This is a genomic window from Streptococcus sp. SM3, from assembly GCF_027497875.1.
This window is the reverse complement of record NZ_JAJNSA010000073.1, coordinates 1-12,347: the sequence shown is the minus strand read 5'-3', so window position 1 is coordinate 12,347 and position 12,347 is coordinate 1. Positions and strand designations below refer to the sequence as shown.

Sequence of the window (12,347 nt, the reverse complement as noted above, 5' to 3'; positions counted from 1 at the left end):
ACGAACAAGTGAGTAACCATTTGAGTGGATACCGCTTGAAGCAAGCCCCAGAATCACATCCCCTGCTGCCACTTTTGAACCGTCGATGATTTGAGATTTTTCTGCAACACCGACAGCAAACCCAGCCAAATCATAGTCGTCCTCACCATACATACCGGGCATTTCAGCCGTTTCACCACCGATAAGGGCTGCACCGGCTTGTACACAACCTTCAGCCACACCAGCAACGACTTGTTCTAGTTTAGCTGGTTCATTTTTACCAGTTGCGATATAGTCTAGGAAGTAAAGGGGCTCAGCACCTGCAGCGATGATATCGTTAACACACATAGCAACACAGTCTTGACCGATCGTATCGTGTTTGTCATACTTGATAGCTAGCATCAGCTTAGTACCAACACCATCTGTTCCTGAGATCAAAACGGGTTCTTTGACACCTGTTTTTGAAAGGTCGAACATGCCACCAAAACCACCAAGAGCTCCCATGACACCCGCACGTTCCGTACGAGCAACGTGTTTTTTGATCCGTTCAACAACTTCATAACCTGCTTCAACGTCCACACCCGATTGGGCATACGCATTTTTATTTGTCATTTGTTTATTCCTTTTCTTTTGCACTGCTCTTAATAGAAAGAAGTATGTTCTTTCAAACTTTCCACATAGCGTTCTTCGTAGTCATACAAAGGTGTTGGATATTTTCCATCAAAGTAGGCCACACAAAGACCGCCATTTGGGGCATCTGTATCAATTCCAATAGAATCAATCAAGCCATCGATTGACAAATACGTCAAGCTATCTGCACCAATTATTTCGCGTGTTTCCTCAACTGTATGATTGGCTGCAATCAATTCCTTACGTGTTTGAATATCAATCCCGTAGAAACATGGATAAGCCAGAGCTGGACTACCGATTGCTACGTGAACCTCTGTTGCTCCTGCTTCTTTTAGCAAATTAACGATCCGACGTGAGGTCGTCCCACGTACAATAGAGTCGTCAATCATAACCACACGTTTGCCTTTCACGACACCGGATACGGCAGAGAGCTTCATCCGAACCCCTTGCTCACGCAATTCTTGTGTTGGTTGGATAAAAGTACGTTGGGTGTATTGGTTTTTAATCAAGCCCATTTCATTTGGTAAGCCTGATTCTTCTGCAAATCCCATGGCTGCGCTAAGTGATGAATTAGGCACACCAACTACAATATCTGCTTCATGTTTGAATTCACGTGCCAATTGAGCACCCATACGTTTACGAGCTGTATGGACATTGACCCCTTGGATATTTGAATCAGGACGAGCAAAGTAAATATACTCCATTGAGCAAACAGCCAATTGGGTGTCCGTTGTATAGTTATCGTAAGTAATGCCATTATCATCGATGATAACAACCTCACCTGGATTCACATCGCGAATCCACTCTGCTCCAACCACTTCAAAGGCACAGGTTTCAGATGAAACCACAATAGCTCCATTGGCCATCTTACCAATAGAAAGGGGACGGAAACCATTTGGATCCAAGGCTGCAATGAGCTTGTCCTCAAGCATGAGGAGGTAAGCAAATCCACCTTTAACAGTGTTCAAGGCTTCTTTCACCTTACCCATGAAGGATGGGTTATGGCTACGACGAATCAAGTGGGCCAAGATTTCTGAATCAGAAGTTGAGCTAAAGATCGCTCCGTTATTTTCTAACTCCCGTTTGAGGGACTTGGCATTGGTCAAATTCCCGTTGTGAGCAAGTCCAAACTGGGTATCATGAAAGCGAAAGAGGAAAGGCTGGATGTTATCCACCGAAGCTTCCCCAGCTGTCGCATAGCGAACATGTCCAATCGCACCCGTCCCTGTCAACTTATCCAAGTTAGCAGGATTCCGAAACACCTCTGAGAGAAGCCCCGTATCACGATACCGTTTTAATTGACCCGCATCATTTGAAAGGATCCCCGCCCCTTCTTGACCACGGTGTTGAAGACTGTGTAATCCGAAATAAGTCAGTTTTGCAGCATCTGGGTGTCCCCAGATCCCAAAAATACCACATTCTTCATTAAGAGATTTAACTTCGTATGTCATTTTGTATACCTTTTATTTTCCAGTAAAGTATTTAACCGCTGACGCAAAGAGATGTTGATCTTTATTTCCTGGAATATTTTGGAAGAGACCGTCTTCAAAACGTTCTGAGTGACCCATCTTCCCAATAATTTGACCATTCTTACTTGTGATACCTTCGATCGCATTGACAGAACCGTTAGGATTGTATTTAGAATCCATGCTTGGTTTACCCTCGATGTCAACATATTGGGTAAAGATTTGACCATTGTCACGAAGCTCTGCAAATTCTTCAGCTGTCACGACAAACTTCCCTTCACCGTGTGATACTGGGATGGCATGGATGTCACCAACTTTCACGCCTGCAAGCCATGGTGAGTTCGTGTTGGCAATCCGTGTTTCAACCATCTTAGCCACGTGTTGGTTGGCATCATTGTAGAAGAGGGTTGGACTCGTGCTGCTCGCATCTTCAAAGTTACCATATGGAAGAAGACCAGATTTGACAAGAGCTTGGAATCCGTTACAGATACCGATAATCAAACCACCACCTTCGATGAAGTGATCAATGGCTGCACGTACTTTTTCATTGAGCAAGATGTTCACGATAAATTTAGCTGATCCATCTGGTTCATCCGCTGCTGAGAAGCCACCTGCAAAGAAGATAATATTCGCTTTTTCGATGTTGTCAACCATGGTGTCAACAGACTTGACAATTGCTTCTTCATTCAGTGTGACAAATGGTACCAAGTTGACTGTTGCACCTTCTTTTTCAAAGGCCTTAGCTGAATCGTACTCAGAGTTCGTACCCGGGAATACTGGGATGTAAACCACTGGTGTCTCAACTGTTTCTTTAGCTTTAATCACAGCATCTGATGCCACAGCAGGTACTTCTTCCAACTCAGTTGCTTGTGCAAATTCCGTCGGATAAACCTCTTCCAATTTACCTTGGAAAGCACTGTCAAGTTTGTGCCCATCAAGCGTTACACCATTGACAGCAAGTGTAAAGTCAGCCACTGTTCGTCCGATCTTGACAATACCTGCAATCTCTTCAGGAGACGTGAAGACGAATCCGCCCAATTGGGCTGTCAAGCTGGTGTCAAGGTCAGCTAATTCGACGTTAGCACCGATATGGTTCCCAAATGTTGCAAGGGCAAGAGCTTCAACCACACCACCGTATTTGACAGCGGATGCAGAGGTGACTTTGTGAGTTGCTTGGATAGCTTCAAATTGAGTAAAGTTAGACTTGATAAGATCAAAGTCAATTTCTTGTGCTAAAGCTTGACCTGGAATATAGTAAATATTTTCACCAGCAGTTTTAAATTCTGGAGAAAGAACTTTACGACTATCTGCTGTTGTCACCCCAAAAGCAACCAAGGTTGGTGGTACTGTTAATTCTTCAAAGGTACCAGACATAGAGTCCTTCCCACCGATAGATGGCAAACCAAGTTGAATCTGAGCTTCAATGGATCCAAGAAGAGCCGCTACTGGTTGACCAAAACGCTCTGCTTGTTTATCCATCCGCTCGAAGTACTCTTGGTAAGAGAAACGAGCCTTAGACCAGTTTGCACCAGCAGCAACCAAACGAGCAGTTGCTTCGATAACTGCATAAGCAGCTCCATGATACGGAGACCATTCTGCCACATAAGGGTTGAAGCCTTGCGCCATGACAGAAGCAGTTGTTGTCACGCCATGTTGAACTGGCAATTTCTGTACAGAAGCTTCAGTTGGTGTAATTTGGTAGCGACCACCAAGTGGGTGATTGACTGTTGAACGACCAACTGAGCTATCAAAGATGGTTTGCAACCCTTTTTGACTGGCATGGTTAAGGTCAGCCAAGACTTCAAGAGTATCAGCTTCAAGGGTTTCAGCAGATGTTTGGCGTTCTTCTGGAAGCTTGACATCCTTGTCAACTACCTTAGCATCCACAACTACACGTACACCGTTTGTATCAAGGAAACGACGTTCTAAATCAACGATGGTTTCACCATTCCAGTGCATAACAAGATTTGGTTTTTCAGTCACTGTCGCAACGACAACAGCATCAATATTTTCTTTATTACATTCAGCAACGAAGGCGTCTACATCATCTGGACGAACCACTACAGCCATCCGTTCTTGAGACTCAGAAATGGCAATTTCTGTACCGTTCAAACCTTGGTATTTCAATGGCACTTTGTCTAGATCAATTTCAAGACCATCTGCCAATTCACCTATCGCTACACAGACGCCACCAGCACCAAAGTCATTTGATTTCTTGATCAGACGAGTCACATCCCCATTACGGAAAAGACGTTGAATCTTACGTTCTTCGATGGCATTCCCTTTTTGAACCTCAGCACCAGCTGTTTCAACAGATTCAACCGTTTGAACTTTAGAAGAACCTGTCGCACCACCGACACCGTCACGTCCAGTCTTACCACCGAGTAAGATAATCACATCACCAGCTTCAGGTTTTTCACGGACAACATTTTCCTTAGGAGCCGCACCGACAACCGCACCTAGCTCCATACGCTTAGCAACGAAACCTGGGTGGAAGTATTCACGAACATAAGTTGTGGCAAGACCAATTTGGTTACCGTATGAAGAATAACCGTGAGCCGCTGTTTTAGAAATCACTTGTTGTGGCAGTTTACCAGCACGAGTCGCTGAAATTGGAGCTGTAATATCACCAGCACCTGAGATACGCATGGCTTGGTAAACGTATGAACGCCCTGACAATGGGTCACGAATGGCACCACCGATACAAGTAGCTGCTCCACCAAATGGTTCGATCTCCGTTGGGTGGTTGTGCGTTTCGTTCTTGAACATGAGAAGCCATGGTTCTTTGACACCATTGACATCCACTTCAATTTCAACAGAGCAGGCATTGATTTCATCAGACACTTCCATGTCATCCAAACGACCATTAGCACGCTCATAACGACCAAAAATAGTGGCCATATCCATCAAGGTTTGAGGTTTTTCTGTACGTCCCAACTCATCACGCATGGCAATATACTTGTCATAAGTCGCCTGTAATTGTTTTTCAAATTTAGATGCTGAGAAGTCGATATTCTTCAACTCAGTCTCAAAAGTTGTGTGACGGCAGTGGTCAGACCAGTAAGTATCCAACACCTTCAACTCAGTCTCAGTTGGCACCCGTCCAATAGACTTGAAGTAATCTTGGATGAAGAGAAGGTCATCCACTTCCATGGCCAATCCTTGCTCTGCCTTATACTGTGCAAAATCTTCTGCCGTATAAGTTTCAAAGAAATCCAAGCTTGGAATGGTCTTGTCAGACTCAGAGAAATCCTGTTTCGCAATACCAACAGTGATATCTTTGAAACGAGAATCCACTGGGTTCAAAAGGTAGTTTTTGACAGCTTCCAACTCATTCGCATCGATATCCTTGTTAACCAAGTACAATTGCGCTGTATTCACTGTTACGTCATTTGAACTACCAAGCAAAAGCAAAGCTTCTTGTGAAGATGCCGCACGTTGGTCAAATTGACCAGGCAAGCTTTCAATCGCAAAGAAAGCATACTTCTCAAGATCAGCCTGAACCGCAGCCTCGTCCAAAACAGTATCAGTCACTTGCTCAGAGAAGATGTGTTTTTCCGCACGCGCAAACAAGTCCTCTGCCAAACCAAAGACATCGTAAACTTGAACAATCCGAAGATCATTCAACGTTTTCAACTGAAGATTATGCTGCAATTCTTTTACTAAAGAGTCCGATTTCACACGAAAATCAGCTTTTTTCTCAACGAAAATACGTTTATCCATTTTAGTTCCTTTATTTCTATTCAAAAATGCTCTTGAAGACGAAGGTTTTCCGTTTCAACCAAATTATTTCAAGTCTTGCAACTTCTCCAACACAACCTGATATACATCCGTTAAACTACCCAAATCTCTACGGAAAACATCCTTGTCCATATGGTGTCCTTCAGCATCCCAAAGGCGGCAGTTATCTGGAGAGAATTCATCTGCCAAGATGATCTTGCCATCCTTATCAAAACCAAATTCCAATTTGAAGTCAATCAAGCGAAGACCAATTTGTGCAAACCAATCCTTCAGCAATTCATTGATACGACGCGTTTCTTCCTTAATATAAGCAATTTGTTCATCATTGGCAATATCCAAAAACTTCACATGCTCATCATTGATGAATGGGTCATCCAACTCATCGTTTTTATAGTAAAATTCAACGATTGGAGTTTTCAAGTCCAAGCCTTCCTCCACGCCAAAACGTTTAGAAAAGGAACCCGCAGTCACATTACGAAGAACAACTTCCAAAGGAATAATTTTTACTTTCTTGTTGAGTTGTTCTGTATCAGAAATACGTTCGATAAAGTGCGTTGCAACACCCGCAGCATTCAATTTTTCAAAAATAAGAGACGAAATCTGATTATTTAGCACACCTTTTCCTTTAATAGTCTCCTTACGAGCCCCATTTAGCATAGTGGCTTGGTCCTTATAGACCGACTTAATCACATGTTCGTCCTCAGTAGTATAGATATCCTTAGCTTTTCCAGTATAAATCAGTTGATTGGTCATGACTTTGTTCGCCTTTCGTATTTTATCACCTTCATTCTATCATATACAAAGTGTATTTTCAATAAAATTCCGTACAATATAAGCAGAATCCGAATAAAAAGGACAGAAAAAAAGATCATCCAGAATAATCTCTGAACGATCCCTTTTTCATTAGTGACCAGCAGTTCGTTTTTCGATATAGTCGACAACATCCCCTACTGTGTTAAATTCATCAATAGCCTTGTCCGGAATCTCAATTTGGTACTCATCCTCAAGATTGATAATAAATTCCATCAATTCAACAGAATCCGCCTGTAAATCCTTACGTAAGTCAGATTCCAAAGATACTTGAAAGTCTGGCCCCTTGCGGTCTTTGAGAAATTCCTCAATAGTAGCTAAAATTTCGTTTTGTTTACTCATACATTACCCTTCCTTCGATAATTCCTTCACTGATTTTCCAACAACATCTGTCTCTAACATGGTCCGAATCTGACGAATGGTACTATAAACTGCTTTGGCATCACTCGAACCATGCGTTTTAACAACAGGTGCTTGAAGGCCAAACAAGACCGCTCCCCCAACATCTGAGAAATCCAAGGTTTGCTTCAATGATTTCAAACGGTCCTTGAGCAGAAAAGCTCCCAATTTCGCCTTCCAGTTTCCTGTGGCAATTGCTTGTTTCAATTGCTTCAAGATCCCAAAAGCCGTTCCTTCCATCGTTTTCAAGACAGCGTTTCCTGTGAAACCATCCGCCACAACGACATCAGCAACGCCATCCATCAAATCACGCGCTTCCACATTTCCAACAAAATGAATCGAATCATCCTCAGATAACAATTGGTAAGTTTCCTTGCGCAAAGGATCTCCCTTACTAGCTTCTGTCCCATTGTTCAATAGACCCACGCGTGGTTTTTGAATTCCACGAACATTTTCAGCATAATAGGACCCCATCACAGCATACTGATGCAAGTGCTCTGGTGTATTTTCTGCATTGGCACCTAAGTCCAGCATGTCATACCCGCGACCATCAACCGTCGGAAGTGTGGACATCAATCCAGGGCGTTCCACCCCTTTGATACGGCCAACGATAAAGAAGCCTGCTGCCAATAAAGCACCTGTATTTCCTGCAGATAGCATGGCATCCACCTCACCAGCCTTCACATCCTTGGCAGCTAAGACCATCGAAGCCTGTTTTTTCCGACGAATGGCCCGCGTTGGCTCATCATCTGAATCGATTTTTTCTTCCGTATGCACAATCGATACACGTTCTGTTGCGGTTAAATAGTCTTTGATTTTTGCCTCATCGCCATATAAGACAATCTCAATATCATCAAAATCACGAATGGCTTGATTCACACCTTCTACCAAGGCTTGAGGTGCATTATCGCCCCCCATTGCATCTACTGCAATTTTTTTCATGTTTCACCTCCAGATGAATCTTTCATAATCGCTCCCCAATCACTCAAGGAATCGATAAACTTTTTAGCTTTTAAATGGATCCCTACATACTCCTCATACAACTGATCAATTGCCTGACGCAGAGCTGTTTTCATCTCCGCTTGTAGAGAAATCGTCTCTAACTCACTGAATCGCACTGCTTGAAACTGATCCAATAAATAGAGAACATTCGGATGCCAGTGGGCACGTCTCTCATCCCGATCATAATGATCCGGACAAAGGACCCCACTATACCGGAAGGAATAGTCAAAAGGAAGACCAACCCGATGGCAGAAACAGCATTCATGCAGGTTCAAGACAACCCCAAACCGTGATAGAAGCTGAATCTCAAAAATATTGGTTAAAACCTCATAATCCAGTCCCTCTTCCATCAAAGACAAGGTCTTTTCCAAAAAAGCAAACAGGGCCGGATCCACCTGATTATCCTGAATACTTGCATCCGCAAGCGCCAGAACATAGGTCGCATAAGAAAGGGCAAAAAGATCTGCATTGATTTTCTTATAAACCTGCACATCTTGAAAATCATCAATATAACTCAACCCATCATCATTGATTTTCAGCAGCATATCCGCTGTTACCAATGGTTGTAACATGGGATTCAATCGTGATTTTCCCGCATGTTTCACAAAAAACATCCGCTTCCCTGACTTCTCCGTGAAGATCTTGACCAATTTATCATCCTCACGAAAATCCCGATTATACAGCACAATGCCCCGGGTCTCAATTGACTCCAGCATGTTCTTCCATATACTCCTTCAAGCGTTTCATTGCTTCCTTGATAACCTCCATGCTGGCTGCATACGACAAACGCACATAGCCTTCACCATATTGACCAAAAGCAGCACCAGGAATAAAAGCAACTGCTTTTTCACGCGCAAAATCCTGCAAGAAAGCAAAGGAATCCTGATTGTAACCAGCTGGGATTTTAGCAAAAATATAGAAGGCTCCATCTGGCTTAATCATCTCAAACCCAAGTGCGGACATCTTTTCAATAATATAATCCCGACGTTTCACATATTCCTTCTTCATCGGCTCTGCATCATCCCGACCAGCAGTCAAGGCCTCAATCGCAGCATACTGGTTCATCGTTCCAGCAGCTGTTACCAAATACTGATGACTCTTGATGAGTTGAGCTGTCAATACAGCCGGAGCAAAGATAAAGCCAAGTCGCCAGCCTGTCATGGCATGAGACTTAGACAAACCATTAATGACAATGGTCTGCTCAGGAATGAAGGATGCCATAGAGACATGCGCTTCTCCAGTATAAGTTAGCTCTGAATAAACTTCATCACAAATCACAAAGACTTCATATTTTTTTAGGACAGCAGCCAATTCTGCCATCTGTTCGCGCGAATAAGTGACACCCGTTGGATTAGCTGGATAATTGAGAATAACAGCCTTCAATTTTTCACCCTGCTCTAGAATAGCCTTTTCCAACTTTTCAGGAGTCAAGACAAAACGATCTGCTGTCGTATCAATTTCGACAATTTCCGCCCCAACCAAATTCACAATCGGTTCATAACCAGGATAGGCTGGCGCTGGGAGTAGCACTACATCTCCAGGTTCCAAGATTGCTGTCAAAGTGGCAGATAGGGCTTCAGTTGCACCGATCGTCACCAATATCTCATCTTCAGGACGATAGTGAATACCATATTTATCCGCCACAAACTGACTCGCAGACTCACGCAAAGCCAGCAAACCACTCATCCCAGTGTAATGGCTAAAGTTTGCATCAATGGCAGCCTTTCCTGCTTCTTTTACATGTTCAGGAGTTGTAAAATCCGGTTCCCCCAAAGTCAAACGCAAGACACCAGGAATGGAAGAAATTGATTGATCGAACTGACGAATCAAAGAAACTTCAATCCGATTCAGATTTTTATTAAACCGTTTCGTTAAATCCATAGAACACCTCCAAAAACACTTATATTCATTATACTATAAATAGGACCCCATCGCAAAAGAACAAGCCAGATCCCCATCTTTTGTTCCCCATCAAAGGACATTTCAATAATTCTTCCATACAAAAAAGACTTAGCAATGCTAAGTCTTTCAAGACATTATTGTTGACCACGTGTTGCCACATATGTCAATTGATCTGCATGTTTTGCCACAAAATCCTTCATTTCTGAATCAGGAATTTGACGTAGGTAGAGGTTAGAACGAATCGTTTCATCCTCTTCCCGACAAGTTGACAATACTAAGTATTTATCAGATGCTTTGATCTTAATATTTGGATTCTTAGTTTGACCATCTTCATATACCTTCTTCAACTGAGTTGTAAAGTCTTCATCATCCTTAAAGCTAGTACGATAAAATGCTGTCGTTTCAGGGACAATCACCAAGCACATAGCTTCATAATAATACTTGCGCTCAGGCGTCTCAATGACAACATACGGATGTTGATCAAAGTATTCTTGCTTGTCATAGTAGTTGACATCGTTAAACATACGATGATCACCAACCTTACTACCACGAGCATGACCAAATAACCAAGTCAAACGATCACTAAAATTTTTCTTATTATCCGTATCCATAAAGACAGTACCCATATAGGGTTCGTTTCCACCATCAAAAGTCTTATCCAAGTATGTTGCATTATCTCCTGTTTGAACGACAGGTTCATCCAACTCAGTACCTGGAGCATAAACATAAGCAATCGCTTCAGGGTTAACAGCCTTTAGTTGGTCAAAGCGATTCTTTAGATAATCTTTTTCTTCTTGACTAGGTTCATATTTCACAGCTTGGGTAGAAGAACTGCTACCAGAAGAAGCTGCTTTCTTAGTTGCGTTAGATGTTTTTCCACCAAATGGATTAAAGAATAAAAATCCAGCTACAATAACAACTATTGCTACTATAGAAGCAAATAGAAGAGCAAATTTATTTGAACTTTTTTCTCCAGCTCTTTTCATTTAATCGATCTCCTCAAAATGATTTTTCTAAAAAATAACACTGAGCCCAAGGACTCAGTGATATTTTTATGAGCTAATTAATTAATTAATTAAAAATTATTTAACTGCGCTTGTTTTTGGAAGTGATTTTTCACCAGCTTTAGCAGATGATGCTTTAGATCCAGCTACAGCACCGTTATCTTTACCATTTTCTTTTTTGTCTGCTTTAGCATCTGCTGCTTTAGCACCAGCTACTTGACGCAAGTTACGGTAGTTAGCAGTGATGTAGTATCCGCTTGGAGTATCAGCATGAGCTTCAACGTCAACGTCTACCAACCATTTAGTTCCATCATGTGGGTTAACTACTTCGATAGTTTGAGGACCCAATTGTGATTTAGCAGTTACAGTTTGAGTTTTACCCCAAAGTTGGATACCTTGGCTAAAGTATGGGTTAGCAGGGATAGCTTTCAAATCACCACCGTTGTTGTAGTTTTCACCTGTATAGTGATCTTGTGAAGTAATGTCTTGTTTACCAACAAAAGCTGGATCTTTTGCACGATCTTCTTTGTTAGTACGAGTGAAGTTGTTTGCTTCTTCATGAGTTCCTGTTGCAGGAGTTGCAGGAGTTTCTGCTGCAGGTTGGTTGAAAAGTACAGCACGAAGTTTTGCTGCTTCTTCTGGAGAAACTGTTGGTTGATCCGCTAATGCTGGAGCTGCTGCTGCAAATACTGCAAGAGCTGCTACTGATGATAATAAAACTTTTTTCATTGTTTTACCCCTTTTATAATTTAAAATATTCGTTACTTCGTAACTATGATTAGTATACTAGGATATTCTGCCTATGTCAAGACTTTTTATAGATTTTTTTAAAAAAATTTAAGATTTCTTCATATTTGATACCCAAAATTACGATTTAGAGATATATTATACTCTTTTATTTTTAATAAACGGAGTTTTGATTAGAAAAAAGCTCACAATTTGGAACGACTATCCCTTTTCTACACACCTTATATAGTCTAGTTAGTAATAACACAAATACTTCGTCTTACTTATTTCACAGCCCTATTCTCTGGCAATTTCTTCTTGGGCAAACTGGGATCCGCCTTTGCTTCTAGTTCTTTAGCTGCTTGAACCAGTTTTTTCCGTTCCTTTTCTTTTTTTAGATCTTGCCACCATTTTCTGATTTCCATTTGTATTTCCTCCTAAACAAAAGAGGCTGTTTCCCAGCCTCCTTATTGTTAACATTTTTTAGCATTTCCGATTTCAAATAGAGGGGAAAGAGGGCGATTTTCATGAATGCGAACAATGGCCTCAGCAAGAAGTTTCGCAATCGAAATTTGCTCAATTTTATCAATCAAGCGATCTTCCGATAGATAAATCGTATCCAATACCACCAACTTCTTAATGGCTGATTTTTGAATGTTGTCCATCGCTGGGCCTGATAAAACTGGGT

At 41.9% G+C, this 12,347-nt stretch carries 11 protein-coding genes and 1 pseudogene; all 12 read right to left on the bottom strand.

Annotation, left to right across the window (positions count from 1 at the left end):
• On the bottom strand, positions 1–591 hold a 591-nt coding region (gene purM / locus PAN06_RS10190), incomplete at its 3' end, for a phosphoribosylformylglycinamidine cyclo-ligase (protein WP_269796229.1).
• 29 nt (positions 592–620) lie between these two features.
• On the bottom strand, positions 621–2,060 hold the full coding sequence (purF, locus tag PAN06_RS10185) for an amidophosphoribosyltransferase (RefSeq protein WP_049475214.1): 1,440 nt from the start codon (positions 2,058–2,060) through the stop codon (positions 621–623).
• 12 nt (positions 2,061–2,072) lie between these two features.
• Entirely contained in the window at positions 2,073–5,798 is a 3,726-nt protein-coding gene (locus tag PAN06_RS10180) for a phosphoribosylformylglycinamidine synthase (protein ID WP_269796228.1), read from the bottom strand.
• 63 nt (positions 5,799–5,861) lie between these two features.
• A complete protein-coding gene (gene purC, locus PAN06_RS10175) occupies positions 5,862–6,569 on the bottom strand; it encodes a phosphoribosylaminoimidazolesuccinocarboxamide synthase (RefSeq protein ID WP_269796227.1) in 708 nt (235 codons plus the stop codon).
• A 150-nt stretch (positions 6,570–6,719) separates the two neighbouring features.
• The gene (locus PAN06_RS10170) at positions 6,720–6,968 is read right to left on the bottom strand and encodes an acyl carrier protein (protein ID WP_024054589.1); all 249 of its coding nucleotides are present in this window, start codon (positions 6,966–6,968) and stop codon (positions 6,720–6,722) included.
• A gap of 3 nt (positions 6,969–6,971) precedes the next feature.
• Positions 6,972–7,967, bottom strand: coding sequence for a phosphate acyltransferase PlsX (gene plsX / locus PAN06_RS10165; RefSeq protein ID WP_269796226.1), 996 nt, complete (start codon positions 7,965–7,967; stop codon positions 6,972–6,974).
• Positions 7,964–8,743, bottom strand: a complete 780-nt coding sequence (gene recO / locus PAN06_RS10160) for a DNA repair protein RecO (protein ID WP_003009278.1) — start codon at positions 8,741–8,743, stop codon at positions 7,964–7,966. Before recO ends, plsX begins: the two co-directional genes overlap by 4 nt.
• Positions 8,727–9,908 carry a pyridoxal phosphate-dependent aminotransferase gene (locus PAN06_RS10155; protein WP_269796225.1) on the bottom strand — a complete coding sequence of 394 codons (1,182 nt, stop codon included), beginning with the start codon at positions 9,906–9,908 and terminating at the stop codon, positions 8,727–8,729. Before PAN06_RS10155 ends, recO begins: the two co-directional genes overlap by 17 nt.
• A 155-nt stretch (positions 9,909–10,063) precedes the next feature.
• Positions 10,064–10,915: a class B sortase, LPKTxAVK-specific gene (gene srtB / locus PAN06_RS10150; protein ID WP_269796224.1), complete on the bottom strand. Its 852-nt coding sequence runs from the start codon at positions 10,913–10,915 to the stop codon at positions 10,064–10,066.
• Positions 10,916–11,011: 96 nt separating this feature from the next.
• On the bottom strand, positions 11,012–11,662 hold the full coding sequence (locus PAN06_RS10145; protein ID WP_269796223.1) for an LPKTxAVK-anchored surface protein: 651 nt from the start codon (positions 11,660–11,662) through the stop codon (positions 11,012–11,014).
• A gap of 281 nt (positions 11,663–11,943) precedes the next feature.
• On the bottom strand, positions 11,944–12,084 hold the full coding sequence (locus tag PAN06_RS10140) for a hypothetical protein (RefSeq protein WP_193390725.1): 141 nt from the start codon (positions 12,082–12,084) through the stop codon (positions 11,944–11,946).
• Between the two features lie 48 nt (positions 12,085–12,132).
• Positions 12,133–12,347 (bottom strand): annotated as a pseudogene (locus tag PAN06_RS10135) (ribose-phosphate pyrophosphokinase); the annotation flags it as partial.

Coding starts and splice junctions, on each gene's coding strand:
- plsX (WP_269796226.1), bottom strand. CDS start 7,967: ATGAAAAAAATTGCAGTAGATGCAATGGGGGGCGATAATGCACCTCAA.
- PAN06_RS10145 (WP_269796223.1), bottom strand. CDS start 11,662: ATGAAAAAAGTTTTATTATCATCAGTAGCAGCTCTTGCAGTATTTGCA.
- recO (WP_003009278.1), bottom strand. CDS start 8,743: ATGCTGGAGTCAATTGAGACCCGGGGCATTGTGCTGTATAATCGGGAT.
- purF (WP_049475214.1), bottom strand. CDS start 2,060: ATGACATACGAAGTTAAATCTCTTAATGAAGAATGTGGTATTTTTGGG.
- PAN06_RS10155 (WP_269796225.1), bottom strand. CDS start 9,908: ATGGATTTAACGAAACGGTTTAATAAAAATCTGAATCGGATTGAAGTT.
- srtB (WP_269796224.1), bottom strand. CDS start 10,915: ATGAAAAGAGCTGGAGAAAAAAGTTCAAATAAATTTGCTCTTCTATTT.
- PAN06_RS10180 (WP_269796228.1), bottom strand. CDS start 5,798: ATGGATAAACGTATTTTCGTTGAGAAAAAAGCTGATTTTCGTGTGAAA.
- PAN06_RS10170 (WP_024054589.1), bottom strand. CDS start 6,968: ATGAGTAAACAAAACGAAATTTTAGCTACTATTGAGGAATTTCTCAAA.
- PAN06_RS10140 (WP_193390725.1), bottom strand. CDS start 12,084: ATGGAAATCAGAAAATGGTGGCAAGATCTAAAAAAAGAAAAGGAACGG.
- purC (WP_269796227.1), bottom strand. CDS start 6,569: ATGACCAATCAACTGATTTATACTGGAAAAGCTAAGGATATCTATACT.